Source organism: Polynucleobacter necessarius (assembly GCF_900095175.1).
Classification (GTDB): Bacteria; Pseudomonadota; Gammaproteobacteria; order Burkholderiales; family Burkholderiaceae; genus Polynucleobacter; species Polynucleobacter necessarius_I.
On the sequence record NZ_LT606946.1, the window covers coordinates 270,109 to 286,018 of the forward strand.

21 protein-coding genes are annotated in these 15,910 nt (G+C 45.2%); 13 read left to right on the top strand and 8 right to left on the bottom strand.

What is annotated here, in order from left to right:
• The first annotated feature begins 49 nt into the window (after positions 1 to 49).
• On the top strand, positions 50 to 2,287 hold the full coding sequence (locus tag DXE44_RS01480; protein WP_114652084.1) for an NADP-dependent isocitrate dehydrogenase: 2,238 nt from the start codon (positions 50 to 52) through the stop codon (positions 2,285 to 2,287).
• Between the two features lie 121 nt (positions 2,288 to 2,408).
• On the opposite strand, the gene DXE44_RS01485 is transcribed toward DXE44_RS01480, so the two are convergent.
• Entirely contained in the window at positions 2,409 to 3,056 is a 648-nt protein-coding gene (locus DXE44_RS01485; RefSeq protein ID WP_114652086.1) for an energy-coupling factor ABC transporter permease, read from the bottom strand.
• Between the two features lie 161 nt (positions 3,057 to 3,217).
• On the opposite strand from DXE44_RS01485, the gene msrP reads away from it, so the two are divergent.
• The 5 genes from msrP to DXE44_RS10490 are packed head-to-tail and all read left to right on the top strand — an operon-like array spanning position 3,218 to position 6,321.
• Positions 3,218 to 4,180: a protein-methionine-sulfoxide reductase catalytic subunit MsrP gene (gene msrP / locus DXE44_RS01490; protein WP_114652088.1), complete on the top strand. Its 963-nt coding sequence runs from the start codon at positions 3,218 to 3,220 to the stop codon at positions 4,178 to 4,180.
• 23 nt (positions 4,181 to 4,203) lie between these two features.
• Complete coding sequence (locus tag DXE44_RS01495) at positions 4,204 to 4,791, top strand: protein-methionine-sulfoxide reductase heme-binding subunit MsrQ (protein WP_114652090.1); 588 nt, start codon at positions 4,204 to 4,206, stop codon at positions 4,789 to 4,791.
• Between the two features lie 13 nt (positions 4,792 to 4,804).
• Positions 4,805 to 5,380, top strand: coding sequence for a lipocalin family protein (locus tag DXE44_RS01500; protein ID WP_197712803.1), 576 nt, complete (start codon positions 4,805 to 4,807; stop codon positions 5,378 to 5,380).
• A gap of 1 nt (position 5,381) precedes the next feature.
• Positions 5,382 to 6,032, top strand: coding sequence for an MBL fold metallo-hydrolase (locus DXE44_RS10485; protein ID WP_231970530.1), 651 nt, complete (start codon positions 5,382 to 5,384; stop codon positions 6,030 to 6,032).
• Complete coding sequence (locus DXE44_RS10490) at positions 6,001 to 6,321, top strand: hypothetical protein (protein WP_231970531.1); 321 nt, start codon at positions 6,001 to 6,003, stop codon at positions 6,319 to 6,321. Before DXE44_RS10485 ends, DXE44_RS10490 begins: the two co-directional genes overlap by 32 nt.
• 22 nt (positions 6,322 to 6,343) lie before the next feature.
• On the opposite strand, the gene DXE44_RS01510 is transcribed toward DXE44_RS10490, so the two are convergent.
• Positions 6,344 to 7,177 carry a hypothetical protein gene (locus DXE44_RS01510; RefSeq protein WP_231970532.1) on the bottom strand — a complete coding sequence of 278 codons (834 nt, stop codon included), beginning with the start codon at positions 7,175 to 7,177 and terminating at the stop codon, positions 6,344 to 6,346.
• A 51-nt stretch (positions 7,178 to 7,228) separates the two neighbouring features.
• On the opposite strand from DXE44_RS01510, the gene DXE44_RS01515 reads away from it, so the two are divergent.
• Positions 7,229 to 7,999, top strand: coding sequence for an SDR family NAD(P)-dependent oxidoreductase (locus DXE44_RS01515; protein ID WP_114652092.1), 771 nt, complete (start codon positions 7,229 to 7,231; stop codon positions 7,997 to 7,999).
• A 6-nt stretch (positions 8,000 to 8,005) separates the two neighbouring features.
• Here DXE44_RS01515 and DXE44_RS01520 read toward each other — a convergent pair whose 3' ends face one another.
• Entirely contained in the window at positions 8,006 to 8,545 is a 540-nt protein-coding gene (locus tag DXE44_RS01520; protein ID WP_114652094.1) for a DUF2889 domain-containing protein, read from the bottom strand.
• 101 nt (positions 8,546 to 8,646) lie between these two features.
• On the opposite strand from DXE44_RS01520, the gene DXE44_RS01525 reads away from it, so the two are divergent.
• Together DXE44_RS01525 and DXE44_RS01530 are read left to right on the top strand one after the other, a co-directional pair.
• On the top strand, positions 8,647 to 9,381 hold the full coding sequence (locus tag DXE44_RS01525; RefSeq protein ID WP_114652096.1) for a pseudouridine synthase: 735 nt from the start codon (positions 8,647 to 8,649) through the stop codon (positions 9,379 to 9,381).
• Positions 9,365 to 9,676: a 4a-hydroxytetrahydrobiopterin dehydratase gene (locus DXE44_RS01530; protein ID WP_197712804.1), complete on the top strand. Its 312-nt coding sequence runs from the start codon at positions 9,365 to 9,367 to the stop codon at positions 9,674 to 9,676. The genes DXE44_RS01525 and DXE44_RS01530 overlap by 17 nt, the downstream gene beginning before the upstream one ends.
• Positions 9,677 to 9,682: 6 nt before the next feature.
• Here DXE44_RS01530 and DXE44_RS01535 read toward each other — a convergent pair whose 3' ends face one another.
• The 3 genes from DXE44_RS01535 to DXE44_RS01545 are packed head-to-tail and all read right to left on the bottom strand — an operon-like array spanning position 9,683 to position 11,048.
• Positions 9,683 to 9,901: a hypothetical protein gene (locus tag DXE44_RS01535; RefSeq protein ID WP_114652098.1), complete on the bottom strand. Its 219-nt coding sequence runs from the start codon at positions 9,899 to 9,901 to the stop codon at positions 9,683 to 9,685.
• A gap of 59 nt (positions 9,902 to 9,960) precedes the next feature.
• Positions 9,961 to 10,503, bottom strand: coding sequence for an isochorismatase family protein (locus DXE44_RS01540; RefSeq protein WP_114652100.1), 543 nt, complete (start codon positions 10,501 to 10,503; stop codon positions 9,961 to 9,963).
• Between the two features lie 8 nt (positions 10,504 to 10,511).
• Positions 10,512 to 11,048 (bottom strand): GNAT family N-acetyltransferase, encoded by a 537-nt coding sequence (locus DXE44_RS01545; RefSeq protein WP_114652102.1) that lies wholly within the window; start codon positions 11,046 to 11,048, stop codon positions 10,512 to 10,514.
• A gap of 65 nt (positions 11,049 to 11,113) precedes the next feature.
• Here DXE44_RS01545 and DXE44_RS01550 point away from each other — a divergent pair, with 65 nt between their 5' ends.
• The 4 genes from DXE44_RS01550 to DXE44_RS01565 all read left to right on the top strand — a co-directional run bounded on the left by DXE44_RS01550 (position 11,114) and on the right by DXE44_RS01565 (position 15,200).
• Positions 11,114 to 12,484: an APC family permease gene (locus DXE44_RS01550; RefSeq protein WP_114652104.1), complete on the top strand. Its 1,371-nt coding sequence runs from the start codon at positions 11,114 to 11,116 to the stop codon at positions 12,482 to 12,484.
• A gap of 33 nt (positions 12,485 to 12,517) precedes the next feature.
• Positions 12,518 to 13,291: a sulfite exporter TauE/SafE family protein gene (locus DXE44_RS01555; protein ID WP_114652106.1), complete on the top strand. Its 774-nt coding sequence runs from the start codon at positions 12,518 to 12,520 to the stop codon at positions 13,289 to 13,291.
• A gap of 386 nt (positions 13,292 to 13,677) precedes the next feature.
• Positions 13,678 to 14,496: a peptidylprolyl isomerase gene (locus DXE44_RS01560; RefSeq protein ID WP_114652108.1), complete on the top strand. Its 819-nt coding sequence runs from the start codon at positions 13,678 to 13,680 to the stop codon at positions 14,494 to 14,496.
• 137 nt (positions 14,497 to 14,633) lie between these two features.
• Positions 14,634 to 15,200 carry a phasin family protein gene (locus DXE44_RS01565; RefSeq protein WP_114652110.1) on the top strand — a complete coding sequence of 189 codons (567 nt, stop codon included), beginning with the start codon at positions 14,634 to 14,636 and terminating at the stop codon, positions 15,198 to 15,200.
• On the opposite strand, the gene DXE44_RS11130 is transcribed toward DXE44_RS01565, so the two are convergent.
• Both DXE44_RS11130 and DXE44_RS11135 read right to left on the bottom strand, forming a co-directional pair.
• Positions 15,201 to 15,530: a LysR substrate-binding domain-containing protein gene (locus DXE44_RS11130; protein ID WP_331851822.1), complete on the bottom strand. Its 330-nt coding sequence runs from the start codon at positions 15,528 to 15,530 to the stop codon at positions 15,201 to 15,203.
• Positions 15,497 to 15,859 carry a type 2 periplasmic-binding domain-containing protein gene (locus DXE44_RS11135; RefSeq protein WP_331851823.1) on the bottom strand — a complete coding sequence of 121 codons (363 nt, stop codon included), beginning with the start codon at positions 15,857 to 15,859 and terminating at the stop codon, positions 15,497 to 15,499. The genes DXE44_RS11130 and DXE44_RS11135 overlap by 34 nt, the downstream gene beginning before the upstream one ends.
• Positions 15,860 to 15,910 lie beyond the last annotated feature (51 nt).

The following is a 15,910-nucleotide window of genomic DNA, read 5'->3' on the forward strand; positions in this document are numbered from 1 at the left end:
TTCGGTATAAGGCCGAGCCCTAATATTTATCCATATCGAGGAAACATCAATGGCTTCAGAGAAATCAAAGATCATTTACACGCTGACAGACGAAGCGCCTTTATTGGCGACCTGTGCATTTCTACCAATCATTCGCACATTTACAGCACCGGCTGGAGTGCAGGTTGTAGAAAGCGATATTTCTGTTGCGGCACGTATCTTGGCAGAGTTCTCTGATTGCTTAACTGCTGAGCAGAAAGTTCCTGATAATTTAGCCGAGCTGGGTCGTATGACTTTATTGCCGGATACCAACATCATCAAGCTGCCGAATATCAGTGCCTCAGTGCCTCAGTTGCTCTCAGCTATCAAGGAATTGCAATCTAAGGGTTACAAGATCCCTGATTTTCCAGAAGATCCTAAAGACGATGCTGAAAAAGCGATTCGCACACGTTACTCCAAGTGTTTGGGCAGTGCAGTAAACCCTGTGTTGCGCGAAGGTAACTCTGATCGCCGCGCACCAAATGCGGTGAAGCGTTATGCCCGCAAGAACCCACACTCTATGGGCGAGTGGAGCCAAGCCTCCCGTACACACGTATCCCATATGCATGGTGGCGACTTCTATGCAGGTGAGAAGTCAATGACCATGACTAAGGCATGTGATGTGAAGATGGATTTGGTAACGAAGAGTGGCAAGACCATTGTTCTCAAGCCAAAAGTCTCTTTACTTGCTGGTGAAATTATTGACAGCATGTACATGAGCAAGAAAGCGCTCTGCGAGTTCTACGAAAAAGAAATCGAAGATGCTTACAAGACTGGCATGATGTTGTCCTTGCACGTGAAGGCAACCATGATGAAGGTATCGCACCCGATCGTGTTCGGCCATGCAGTCAAGATTTTCTACAAAGATGCATTTGAAAAGCACGGTAAGTTGTTTGAAGAGTTGGGCGTTAATCCAAACAACGGTATGAGCAGCTTGTATGACAAGATCAAAACCTTGCCAGAATCTAAGCGCGAAGAAATCATTCAAGACTTGCACGCTTGCCATGAGCATCGTCCTGCATTGGCGATGGTGGATTCTGCTAAAGACATTACCAACCTTCATTCACCAAGTGATGTGATTGTGGATGCATCCATGCCAGCCATGATTCGTGTTGGCGGCAAGATGTGGGGCGCGGATGGTCGTTTGCATGACACGAAGGCAGTGATTCCAGAAAGTACTTTCGCCCGCATCTACCAAGAGATGATTAACTTCTGTAAGACTCATGGTAACTTTGATCCAAAAACCATGGGCACAGTGCCAAACGTGGGCTTGATGGCTCAGCAGGCTGAAGAGTACGGCTCACATGACAAGACCTTCGAGATTCCTGAAGCTGGTGTTGCCCGCATTGTTGCGGATGACGGCACAGTCTTGCTCGAACAGAATGTGGAAGAGGGCGATATCTGGCGTATGTGTCAGGTTAAAGATGCGCCGATTCGTGACTGGGTCAAGTTGGCAGTAAACCGTGCACGCCTTTCTAATACTCCAGCAGTATTCTGGTTGGATGAGTACCGTCCACACGAAGCTGAGTTGATCAAAAAGGTGCAAACCTATTTGAAGGATTACGATTTAACTGGCGTAGATATTCAGACCATGTCTCAGACTCGTGCAATGCGCTTTACATTAGAGCGTGTGATTCGTGGCAAAGATACGATTTCTGTAACAGGCAATATTTTGCGTGATTACCTCACTGACTTGTTCCCAATTATGGAACTTGGCACTAGCGCCAAGATGTTGTCTATCGTGCCTTTGATGGCAGGCGGTGGCCTCTTTGAAACTGGTGCAGGCGGTTCTGCTCCTAAGCATGTTCAACAATTGCTTGAAGAGAATCATTTGCGTTGGGATTCTTTGGGTGAGTTCTTGGCCTTGGCTGTTTCATTGGAGGATATTGGTGACAAGACCAACAATCCAAAAGTGAAGATTTTGGCTCGCACTCTAGATGAAGCAACTGGTACATTGCTAGACAACAATAAGTCACCATCACCACGCACTGGTGAGTTGGATAACCGCGGTAGCCAGTTCTACTTGGCGATGTACTGGGCTCAAGCCTTAGCTGCGCAAACCGAAGACAAAGAGTTACAAGCGCACTTTGCTCCGATTGCAAAAGCCTTGACTGAGAATGAGCAAAAGATTATTGACGAACTCAAAGCGGTACAAGGTAAGCCAGCTGATATTGGCGGCTACTTCATGCCTGACCAAGCCAAGTTCAAAGCAGTAATGTGCCCAAGCGCAACATTGAACGAAATCTTGAAGAAAGCGGCAGTAGCTTAAGCTTGTTTTACTTCACTAGGTGAAGTTCGCGATATGAAAAAGGCAAACCAGTCAGTAGGTTTGCCTTTTTTCTTGCCCTCAGATCTTTTAGGTCGTTAAGGTTGATGTCTCGCTAATGGTTCTAGGTATTCATATACTGATTTTCTTGGTAAGTGATCACCCATTGCGGCTTATAAATTAACAACATAGCCAACAACATGCCGGAGAGCGAGCCCTCCATAAATGACAGAATGAGTAAGCCTAAAAACCAGCCCACCGGATCATTGCTAGCAAATGAGGTGATATTGAATGCTTGCTGTAGACCGTAGATTAAGACGCCGGTCGCAAAGGTGCTCAGAAAAGCTGCCAAATAACCATGCCCCAAAATCAGAATAAATAAATGCTTGGGTAGTAGTCGATCCACTGCCTTGATTACGCAGTAAGCAAAGATGGCCGGAATGACGCTCACCATGACATAGTGCTGGGTGGCTTCTACCAAGTCACCACTGATGCTTAAGACCCCAACCAGGGATACAATAAAGAGCAGTGTGATCGCACTCCAGAAGCCAAACAAAGCAACCAGTAATGAGGCTCCAAAAAAGTGGAAGGATAAGTCGATCAAATTATCGAGATTGCTATTCGGTAGGTGGGCGCGAATATTCCAAGCTACAGTCAGCAGAAGAATGCAGACCAAAAAGAGGTTACGAAGACGGGGTTGAAGTAGAACCCCTTGGCGACTTTGATACACGCCCAACAGGAAAATGGCACATGCCACTAGGATCCAGGCCATATTGCCCTTTCGGGGTAAATAAACCCTTATTTGAACTCCGTATGAGCTAGTCAGGTTTGGATGTAACCCTATTACCGAATGAGGGTCTGAGCAATAAATTGCCAACCGTAGGAGAATGTCTCTAAGTTCAATTTTTTCACAATGTAGCCCAAGAGGTATTTATGCGCACCCACCTGCCGAAGTTACTTGCCAGTGAAATCACTCCTAAGGCAGTTTTTGAGGGGCGCAGAGACTTGATTAAAAGTGCCGCTGCCGGAGCCTTTGGCTTGGCACTTGCACCCTGGTTCTCACGCGAGGCTCTTGCAAGCAACCCGCAAAAGTTAATCGCAACACCGAACCCAAACTTCATTCTCAAAGATGAATCTACCGGCTATCAATATGTTACAGGCTACAACAATTTTTACGAGTTTGGTACCGAAAAATCAGATCCTGCTGCTAATGCGGGATCTCTGCAGACCCGTCCATGGGCTGTCACGATTGAAGGTTTGGTCAAAAAACCAGTCACTTTAGATATCGATGCTCTGCTGAAATTGGCACCAATGGAAGAGTGTGTTTATCGGATGCGCTGTGTTGAAGGCTGGTCTATGGTGATTCCTTGGGATGGTTACTCGCTCTCTAAATTACTGAATTATGTTCAACCTTTGGGTTCAGCCAAGTTCGTTGAGTTTATTTCACTCGCAGATCGCAAACAAATGCCTGGCTTAAGGAGTCAAATCATTGATTGGCCCTATCGTGAAGGCTTGCGTTTAGATGAGGCAATGAATCCATTGACGTTCTTGACATTTGGCTTGTATGGCGAAGTATTGCCCAAGCAAAATGGTGCTCCGGTTCGAATTGTGGTGCCCTGGAAATATGGCTTTAAGAGTGCTAAGTCGATTGTCACAATTCGTTTGACTGAAGAGATGCCTAAAACCAGCTGGAGTCAGTTTGATGCTCGAGAGTATGGTTTTTATTCCAACGTCAATCCGTTGGTAAACCATCCTCGATGGAGCCAAGCAACCGAACGTCGGATTGGCGATTTCAAAGCGGCCTTTGCACCCAAAATGAAAGCGCAAATGTTTAACGGTTATGCTGATCAAGTTGCCAGTATGTATACCGGCATGGACTTGAAGAAATTCTACTAATTGATCTTAGATGCTTGGTTTTCATGAAGGTATTAGTTTTTCTCTTGGCACTACTGCCCTTAGGGCGACTCATTTGGTTGGGCTTCAATGATGGCTTAGGTGCCAATCCAGTTGAATTGATTACCCGTTCAACGGGCACTTGGGCATTAGTCTTCTTGTGCTTAACCTTGGCGATGACGCCATTGCGCTTGCTGACGAGTACTGCAGCATGGATTCGGTATCGCAGAATGTTGGACCTATTTAGCTTTTTCTATGCCTGTCTGCATTTTGGGATTTGGCTTTGGTTAGATCAGGACTTTGACTTAGTAGAGATGCTCAAGGATGTGGTGAGGCGACCATTCATTACCATGGGCTTCATTAGCTTTGTTCTCTTGATTCCGCTAGCACTGACATCCACCCATTGGGCTCAAAGAAAATTAGGTCGTCGGTGGGCTCAACTGCATCGACCGATTTATTTCATTGCCTGTACCGTGATCCTTCACTATTGGTGGCATAAAGCCGGCAAGAATGATCTTGATACCGTAACAATTTATGCGATCGTTTTGATATTGCTGTTATCTTGTAGGATTCCTTATATTCGCAAGTTCTTAAGCAAGCAATTCATCACTTAACATCACACCTTACATGACTCTGTTTTCATATTCTCGCGCTTCAATCGTTTCAATATTGGGCTTTCTGTTGATTTGTCTTGGATCTGTCCAGGCTAACGTTCAGCAAGGTGATCAGACTGTCAAAACCATAGCCTCCTTAGATGTTCCGCGCTACTTGGGAACTTGGTACGAGATTGCCAAGTTTCCAAACTGGTTTCAGAAGAAATGCGTTTCTAATACCAAGGCTGTATATGCCGCCAAACCTGATGGCAATCTGCGAGTGCTCAATAGCTGCAAAACCGCTGGTGGTGAAACCTCAGAAGCAGAAGGCTTAGCTCGCCAAATTGGTGGCAAGGACTCACCAAAGTTAGAGGTGCGTTTTGCCCCTGAGTGGCTTTCATTTCTGCCTATGGTCTGGGGTGATTACTGGGTGATTGATTTGGATACTCAATATCAGGTGGCAGTTGTCAGTGATCCGAGAAGAGAATACCTTTGGGTTTTATCGAGAACACCTCAAATCGATCCAACAGTCTATGCTGATTTATTGCAGCGCCTAAAGCAGCAACAATTTGATATTCAAAAGCTCGAGCTCACTTCCCAGAAGAACTAAGGTGCCTGAACAGCGTATTGGCAATTATTGTCTCCCGCCCGGAATTGAAATCTTCGAGCGTGGTTGGTTATCAGCGAATAATATTTTTTTATTTGGTGAAGATGATGTTTCCCTAGTTGATAGCGGGTATTGCACGCATCAAAAAATGACAGTGGATTTAGTTTCCAATGCACTCAAGCAACACAATTTAAACAGTCTCAATAAATTAGTTAATACACATCTGCACTCAGATCATTGTGGTGGCAATGCAGCGCTATCACAAGAGTTTGATTGCGAAATCTGGATACCAGAAGCTGAAGCAATTGCTGTGCAAGACTGGGATGAAAATTTACTCAGCTTTCAGCAATTGGGGCAGGAGTGCCCACGCTTTACTCACCGTGATCTACTCGTGCCTGGCAAAAAGATTAACTTGGGCCCTTATCGCTGGCAGATTCTTGCGGCTCCTGGTCATGACAACCATTCAGTCATGCTCTATCAAGAGCAACATCAAATCTTGATCTCTGCCGATGCCTTATGGGAGGAGGGCTTTGGGGTCATCTTCCCTGAGCTCTGGGGTGAGGGTGGCTTTGAAGGGGTGGGCGCAGACATTAGAGTTAATCGAAGAGCTTCCAGTTGCCTTGGTGATCCCAGGACATGGAAAACCTTTTACTGATGTCAAGAAGTCGATTGACACTGCAAAATCTCGACTTGACTATCTTTCAGGCAACGCTGAGCGTAATGCACGTCACGGCGCCAAGGTGCTGCTCAAGTACAAGTTGTTGGAGTGGTGCAGTAAAGAGATGTCAGTGGTCAAGAGCTGGATTGCAGGTACGCCAGCACTAGAGTGTATTCGTAGGCAAATGAATCTCTGTAGTGAGGATTTTGAAGAGTGGTTGATACAAGCTTTGGTGAAGCCGAAGGCAGTGGCAATTGAGAATGATCGTTTAATAAATCTTGACTGAAGTGCTGCTCAGAAATTAAACCTCAGAAATTAAACGATAGCTTCCCATAAAACGACCAGTCGTAAACAGGATAACTCTGCACCACCTGCTTGCTAGCACCTACTGCAAACAAGAAATGTTTATTGAGACGGTGGGTCACCATCGCATCGAGTGGAACAAACCAGCCACCACCTCCACCTGTATTCCAGATAACTCCATTCTCATCCCACAATCGAAGTTGCGTATCGGGAGAGAGGTTAAAACCTAGGGTCGGAAAAATATTGAGATTGCGAACTAGGGGTGGTTGACTGGGGTTGTTCGCAAATGAATTGCCCTTGGTATCAAAACCATACATGTATCGTAAGAGCGGAGAAAAGTCTGAGAGGCGTGAATTACTTCCTGGTCGGGGTATATACGCAGTGCCAATTTGGGGGCCTACTGCCCATTGCCCGTAATTGCCAAAAGGAAAGACAATTCGACCACCCAGGGTTCCTTCCCAGTTTTTCAGAACATTGGGATGATTTCCCCAGACGGTGAGCATCGTGTTGCCGGCGCTATAAGTGCCAGTGCGATGCTGCGGAAGTTCGGGGCCATAAGTTGAAACGTAGGAAGTATCGAGCCGCATGGTTCCGCGCCACTGATCAAAGTGGAGTGGCTGGTAGTAACGCAACTTTAGAGTGTCGGCTTGAGTTTGCTCCCCAAAGGTATCGTGATAGCCCCAAAATTCCAGAACCTGCTGACTTGAATACTGATCCGATGCTTTTTCTAGGTCAAGAAAGCCCCCTGAGAACTTGCTTTCATCAGCCAAAACTCCTCCCATTGATCCAAGCAGAATCAATGAAGTAAAGATGTAGGTGAAAATCCGCAACAATGCCATATACGCAGTAATATAAATGAATCGGTCAATTACAAAAATAAGTAGGAAATTATGGAACATACCGTTTTGGTAACTGGCGCTACTGCTGGTTTTGGAGAGGCAACTGCTAGACGTTTTCTGGCCAATGGCCATAAAGTGATTGCTGCAGGCAGAAGGGTGGAGCGCTTGGATGCTTTAAGAGTATCCCTTCCTGTAGAGCAGCAGAAAAAATTACTCACCTTGGCTATGGATGTTTGTGACAGCGCACAGGTTGATAGCCTTGCGGCAACATTACCGGCAGAATTTGCCAAGGTAACGGTGCTAGTGAATAACGCTGGATTGGCTTTGGGTTTGGAGCCAGCGCATCAAGCCTTTCTCTCAGACTGGGATCGAATGATTGATACCAATATCAAGGGGCTGGTGCATATGACGCGCGCTTTCTTGCCTGGAATGGTGGAGCGTAAATGTGGTCACATCATTAATCTAGGCTCTGTAGCCGCAAGCTATCCCTACCCGGGCGGCAATGTCTACGGCGGAACCAAAGCCTTTGTGCAGCAATTTAGTTTGAACCTGAGGGCGGATTTAGTTGGTACACCAGTTCGTGTTACCTGTGTTGAGCCTGGGATGAGTTCAGGTACAGAGTTTTCAAATGTGCGCTTTAAGGGTGATGACGATAAAGCGGGCAAGGTCTACAGTGGTGTTAAGGCATTAAGTGCGGATGATGTGGCAGAGGCAATTTACTGGCCTGCTAACTTACCAAGTCATATGAATATTAATTTGGTGGAGATAATGCCAGTACAGCAAGGTTTTAATGCTTTCAGTGTTCACCGCGGTGAGGTTTAAAGCAATCTAGACCGTAGGCTTCCATTTGTAAAACTTGGGATATGCGCGCATTACTACTGGCCCGTCAAAGTCCCAAGATTTACAAGTCCCCAAATACAGTGGTGGCTTGTTGTCATCCGGATCAAAGAGTGCTCCAGGAATCGATTGAAATGCGGCGGTAGCAATATTGCTGAGCAGTTCGCGTAAATGCGTGCAGCCCTTAATTCCGCCAAGATGTTCATTAATAGTTTTGCGCCAACCCTTACCAAGGCGGGCGCCAATCAGCGCATCCATTGGGGGGATTACTTGAGGGCATTCGGGGTGAGGGCGGCTATCCATGGACACCTCGATGGCTAGGATCACTAATTCAGTATTCACAGTAATTCGAACCCACATGTCATGAAATGCTTGGCCTGGCTCCCAGGTTTTCCCGCCAGTAGTGAAAGGATGAAATTTGAAGTCTCGCAAATGGGCTTCTATATCCCATAAGCCGTCCTCTCGGGCATAGCCCTGAAAAGTAATTTCACGGGTATGGAGTGGATTTCTGTTTGCTGGAGTTGAGAGCATGGCGGCGGTAAGTGAGAAGCTAAGAGATAGTATGTCTCAATCATAACGGCTTCATTTCACTGTCGCGGAGTCAGTCTGCTTTGTAGTATTCTCGGCATCATATGGCCAAACCGATTTCTCTCGAAAAAATATTATTTAGCCAAGGATTTGGCACTAGGCGCTATTGCAGCGATTTAGTCTATGCTGACCTAGTCAAAGTCAATGGTGTTTTGGCAGAAGATCCCGAGGAGCGTATTGCGACTGAGGGTTTGATGCTCAATGTAGAAGGCAAAGATTGGGAGTTTCATGAAAAAGCCTATATTGCCTTTAATAAGCCGCCAAACTATGAGTGCTCTCATAAAACTACATATCACCCCAGCGTCTACAGTTTGTTACCAAAGCCGTTTGTAGAGCGGGGCTTGCAGTGCGTCGGGCGTTTGGATTTTGATACCACTGGCCTGATTTTGATTTCGGACGATGGCCAATTTATTCATAAGATGACTACGCCAAAGAAAAATATTGGCAAGGTATACGAGATAACTACGCCTGAACCTATTACTCAAAAGCAGATGGATCACTTGTTAAGTGGCGTTGTGCTGGACGATGACCCAAAGCCGTGTTTTGCTACGGCATGCAAGCAGCTGAGCGAGTATGTTTTGGCAATGACGATTGTTGAGGGTCGCTACCATCAAGTCAAACGAATGATGGCTGCAGTGGGCAACCATGTTGCTAAGCTGCATCGTACTGAAATCGGCCAATACCGTATGCCTGCCGATTTGAAGGAAGGTGAGTGGCGTTGGCTATATCCAGAAGATTTACAGAGCTTGTCTAAGAGTGTGGATGCCCCCAGTGCCTAAGCCAAAGCTAGTTGCAAATGATTTTGACTTTGCAACAATTTTGCCCGATTGGCGGGTTAATCCAGCCACCCAAGAGTTAGAGCGAGTATTTGTATTTTGGGATTTCAAAGCAGCATTTGAATTTATGACGCTGAGTGCAAATAAGGCTGAGGAACTAGATCATCATCCCGATTGGTCTAATTCTTGGAACCGGGTGGCGGTGCGCTTGAGCACCCATTCCACGAAGGCTTTGACTGAGCTCGATATCGCCATGGCAAGCGCCATGGATCAATATGCTTTACAAGTTCAGACTTAGTTCTTCTTACTGAACTTCCTCATCCCCTTCATCTTCCGAGGTAATGCTCATGAGGATAGTTGCCAATAAGCCATAAACCACTTCAGTGGCGATCATGCCATCTTCATCAAGCTCATCAATCAGGTCGTTGAGACAATCTTCTGTGGGCTCATTTAAGAGTGTCATGGCGCATTCGCACCCATAGTCAAAATCTTCGTCGTTTTGGGTTTGAGTGTCATTCGTCATAAGAATCCTTTAAGTGATGCTGCAGAATAGCAAATAAACTCTCGGCTAGCCCAGCGCTATTATTTCAGTAGGGCTAGAACTTCTTTGAAGACTGGATTTTGAGCGCTCTTTAACCACTCAAATCCCAGCATCTCTCCGGTAATCAGTCTGGCCCCAGCAGCACTCAGTCGATCAAGGGCGATTTGTTTATCGAGCGCTCTGCGTGAGCCAACTCCATCCACCACTATGGATACGTCATAACTCTCATCGATTAATTTCAGTGCGGTTTGCATTAAGCACACATGAGTCTCACATCCCATCAGAATGCATTGCTGGCGATTGGTGGGGATGGCTGCTGACAGGCCATCCGCACAGGCATTGAAATGCTCTTTGCTGATTGTTTGGCTGCAAAAAGATTTAATAGATTCAATATTGCTTCCTAGGCTCTTTGGACTTTGTTCTGTACCAATGATTGGAATTCCAAGAAGTTGGGCAATTTTGGCGCTGCGGATACATTGATTTAGCACCGACTCACCTTGATCAATTGCGGGCATCAGACGCCCCTGTAAATCAATCAGGATGAGGGTGGATGACTCTGCATGAATTTGATGGGATGTTTTCATTATTGGGCTCACAGTAGAAGGCTGACGGTTTTAAAGTCGGGATCATCATCAAGGTTGGTAACTTGAAAACCCAACTCAGAAACCAGATGCAACATTTTTGGATTCTTGCTCAAGACATACCCAAGCATTTCTTGTAATTTATTTTCTTTTGCATATGCGATTAGGTCAAGCATCAAATGTGTCCCAATTCCATGTGCTGCATAGTGATCACTTACGCTAAGCGAGAACTCACAAACGTTTTTATTGGGTGGGGTTACATAACGTGAAATGCCAATAATCTCTTCATCACCGTTTTGACTTGGAACGACTGCAACTAGAGCCATTTCTTTTGCATAGTCTAAATGCAAAATGTCATCCAGAAAGTCATCTGGCAGTTTGGAGATTGCGTGGGCAAATCGGAGGTAGCGACTTTCAGGTGAGAGGTGATTGAATAGCTCAATGATTCGATCACGATCGTCTGAATGAATTGGGCGAATCGCATACGTTTTCCCATCACCTAAAGGATGTATTTTGTCTGTATACCTTACCGATAGATTCATGGACATCTACTCAATATAGTGCGATGGTTTAGGATACCCCCATTACTTACTTGTATAAAGCATCACGTAATATGCCTGATAACCCAGAACTAGCAAAAAATACCCTCGGTGGTTTCGAGTCTTTTGTGATGGGCATTGCTGGGACTGCACCTGCTTTTAGTGTTGCGGTCACAACGGCAACCATTGTGTCTGCAGTGGGCGTTTTATCGGTCGCTAGCGTCCTGTACTGCGGCCTCATCATGTTTGGCATTACCTTGGCCTTTATTCACTTGAGTAAGATCACGCCGAATGCTGGTGCCGCATATGCTTGGGTAGGTCATGTATTTGGTCCAATTTGGGGATTTTTTGCAGGCTGGGGGCTTTTAATTGCTTCAGTATTTTTTATGGTCTCAGCGACTATTCCGGCGGCCACCTCAACCCTCCTGTTGCTTGCGCCGGCATATACAGAAAATACTGAAGCGGTTGCTGGAGTCGCAGCCATCTGGTTAACCTTAATTACCGCTGTAGTTACTCGCGGTATTAAACATTCTAGTTATGTACAAATCACATTTACTATTTTTGAAACAGCCATATTGCTTGCACTCATTATTGGAGGTTTTGTTCATTATTGGGACACGCCAGTACACCTGCCTTCTGTGATTTGGTTTTCACCGTTCTCATTCTCACCTCAACTATTTGCAACTGGAGCATTAACCGCTATTTTCTTTTTCTGGGGTTGGGATGTGACCATGAACTTGAGCGAGGAGAGTAAATCCAGCGCTAAGCAAGTTTCCGGCACCGCAAGTACCGGCGCATTTTGGTCCGTATTAAATATGATGCTGTTTTTTACGATTATGATCGTCGTTATATTGATTGTGCTGACAGATGCAGAAATTGCGAACGCAGACACCAATGTCCTATTTGCTGTGGCCACTAAACTCTTTCCGGAGCCTTGGAACTATCTTGCGGTCTTTTGTACGATCTTAAGTACTGTAGGTACTATTGAGACACAGATTCTGCAATTTAGTCGCAGCCTTTTTTCAATGTCGAGAGATAGGATGTTGCACTCTAGGTATGCCAAGATTCATCCAGAGTGGCAAACGCCTTGGATGGCAACCGTAGTGATCTGGGCTATGGGCATGCTATTGCTCTTTACCTCTTCATATATGCCTTCAGTGAAAGTCATTCTATCGAGCTCCATTCTGACTATTGGGTTTCAGATTTGCTTTTATATGAGTCTCGCGGGGTTTGCTTGTGCATGGCACTATCGTCACAAAATCCACGCTGGGTTTGGGAGCGCCTTTGGATATGTGCTTTGGCCCCTGATGTCTGCGTTGTTTATGGTGTTTATTGCTCTCTACAGCATCCCCACATTTGATTTATTAACCAACCTTCTAGGTTTGGGTGGGCTACTGATTGGCTTTCTCCCATTAATGTTAAATCGTAGCTTAACTCTAAAATGAACTCACATTGATTCTGTATTTGAAAACCCCCTCATGATTTCATTGGCTCAGGCCTTTAATGACCACTCTGCAGTCTTTTTTATATTGGCTGCTATCAGCGTCGTCATTGTGGGGATCTCCAAAAGTGGCTTTGGTGCAGGCTTGGGAGTGCTGTCATTGCCGCTAATGGCGAGTCAGTCGAGCATTCATGAGGCTCTGGCAATCCTATTACCACTCTTGATTGCAATTGATTTAGTGGGGTTACGACGATTTCTCAAAAATGCCGATTGGCGAATCTTAAAGTTAGTTCTGCTACCTGCTGCATTTGGCATGTTGTTGGGCTACCTCTTTTTCTCTGTGATTACCCCCAAAATTCTTTCACTCTCAATTGGCGTCTTTACCTTGCTGTTTTTAATTCAGAACTTAGTGATGTCGCGCTTGAATTTGCAAGAGGCCAAACCATTCCCATGGCTTGGAAGGTTGATGGGTGGTGTATCTGGGTTCACCTCTTTTGTTGCCCACATTGGTGGCCCTCCCATCACAATCTATATGTTGAGAGAAAAAGTCGCACCCATGGTGTACACCTCAACTTTGGGTATTTTTTTCACGGTGATTAATTTTGGGAAGTTGCTACCCTATGCTCATCTCGATTTACTCAAGTTCAATCAATTAGCTACCTCAATCCTACTATTGCCTTTAGTGCCAGTAGGGGTCTATTTAGGATTTTATTTGGCCAAAAAGATTTCAGCCAAGTGGTACTACATCGTTGTCCAATTCTTCTTGCTAGTGGCAAGCATTAAATTAATTGCTGACGGCTTACTGGCCTAAGTGAAAACAAGAAAGGTTTATGAATAATTCTATACAGGTAAAAGCGATGCTGGTGGTTAGACTTGCTTTGATTTTTGCGCCGCCAATGACTGCAATCGCACAAACATATTCACCTTATACCCCTGCACAAATACAGGAGTTTAATAATTAGCCCATTGCGCCAATGGAGACTCCAGCGGGCCCGGTATATCTGGAAAGGCCACCGGTCAGTCAGAAGCCGAATGTGCCATTGGACTCTCGCTATATTAAAACCCCAGAGGGAGAGGAACAGGCGGAAGCGCAGGGAGCAGAATCAGCCGCTCCGTTTGAGCCAATCCCTGCCACCTTTGCATTCTAGTAAAGCCTAGCTGTTAATATTGCCCCTATATTTTAGAAAAGAGTTCTTTATGAAACTGCATCCCATTCGTTTTTTTATTAGTGCTGTAATGGCATTAGGTTTTGCTTCTATCGCCTGTTCTCAAGACTCATTGCCGATTAATGCCGCTGCCTCCGTTAACGGGGTGATCATTTCTAACGATGCTGTTGAACAGGGGATCCAAGCAGCCTTGTCTCAAGGTCAAAAGGATTCTCCAGAACTTCGCAAAGCAGTTTTGGGGAAGATGATTGAGATTTCTCTTCTTTCTCAGCAGGCTGAAAAAGACGGCCTTGCAAATTCTGATAGAGCTAATAGTCAACTGGCCCTCATTCGCCAAAATTATTTAGCGGATTTAGAGTTATCTACTTACATTTCAAAAAATCCAGTAACTGATGCTGATGTGCAGGCAGAGTACAACCGTGAGGTTGCTTCATTGGGATCACAAGGCATGATTATTGAATATAAGGTCAGTGATATTGCTGTTGCCACTGAGGCTGATGCACAAGCCGCCCTAGCTAGAATTAAAAAAGGTGAGTCTTTCGATAAAGTGGCTAAGAGTGTTTCGCTGGCACCCAACAAAGTGCAGGGTGGGGCTGTCGGCTGGGTGCAAGCAGGTCAGACCTTGCCGCAAATCGCCAGTGTTCTTGTAACACTCTCTAAAGGTCAGGTTTCGCCGGCGCCAATTCAGATGCCACAAGGCTGGTATTTAATTAAATTGGAAGATAAAAAATCTAGTAAGCCGCCAACTTTTGAGCAGGCTAAAGCAGCTATTCGTAAAGGTTTAATGCAGAAGAAGCAATTTGAGTTTTTATCCGAATTGCGTCAGGGGGCAAATATTGTCGTACGCTAAGTAAAGCTAAGCCATTAAAAAGGGCGCCTCAGGGCACTCTTTTCATTTCCACCATCTCCTCTAGTGGTATTTCTCTATCTCCATACCGATAATTCGGGAGTAGATTAAATCATCACTGATTAAATAAGGGGTCATAAATGAGCAAGAATCCATTTGATTTAGGCGCAATGGCAAGTCAGACCAAAGGTATGAAGGCTGCACAAGCAGTTGGCCAGGTAGCGCTGACTAGTGCTCAGGAGATTACTCAGTTAAATCAGCGAGCTGCTCAAGAGCTTTCCACTCGATTGCAGGCTAAAGTTGCCGAGCTGATGAAAACACAAGACCCTAAAGCAGCATTTGATTGTGTCCACGCGGAAGTCTTGCAAGATGCTGCAAAAGAAGTGGCTGACTATCAGGCTCAACTTTTTCAAGCTCTGGCTAGTGGAAATAAAGAGCTAGCAAAAATTGCCGAGTCGATGATTAAAGACTCTCAGCATGACTTAATTCATTTTGTGAATGAAGCTACTCAAAATGCTCCTGCAGGAACTGAGCCATACACTTCTGTATTTAAAGCCTCATTTAGTAATGCGCTTCAGAATTTTGAGTTGATCCGCGCGGCAATGGCAGACTCATTTGGGGGTTTTGAAAAGAGTGTAGAAAATATGAGTCAGTTTTCTAGCGCTAAAAAGTCTGAGATGCCGAGAGCGCGAAAAAAATCTACGTAGTTATTTCAAGGTCTTATGTCTTGATGTGCTGGGCATAAGACTTTCCCCTTTAATTATTGCCTCTATTAGTGGGTGTTGAATTTTCTTCTCTGAACGAATGGCATAAAAATATTCGTAGATATCCTCGCATTTACCAATCATCTCAATGTGATAAGTTTCTTGCAAATCTTTTCTGATACTTTCTCCAGCTGGAAAGACTCCAAGGCCGCTAGCTGCAAAGGTCTTTAGTAGGGCACTATCCTCAAACTCGCCTGCAATATTTGGGTTGATGCCATTTTGTGCGAACCATTGATCGATCAGGTGCCTAACCTTTGAGTGCGAGGTTGGCAATAGGACGGGCAGATCATTAAGACACGCAGGAAAAGCTTTTTAGATTGTTTCAATAACTTCTTGGGGGCAAACCAGGCAATCGATGACTTGATTAATTCCTCGCTATAGACATGAAGATTTTTGTTGATCGGTGCGGGTCTGTTAGCTAAAACAATATCTAATCTATGAAGCACTAGATCGGCTAAGAGATCCTCAAACTCTCCATCATGCGCAATCAGTTGAACATCATTTTTTTCTAGAATGGGCTCTAATAACTGTCTAGTTACCAGCTTAGGGAGGCCATCCGATACGCCAACTGTAATTTTAGTTTTAGGGGGGGCTTGCAGCATCTCTCACTGCTTCTGGAAGCCTTTCTCCTAAAAGAAAAATTTGATCGGCAA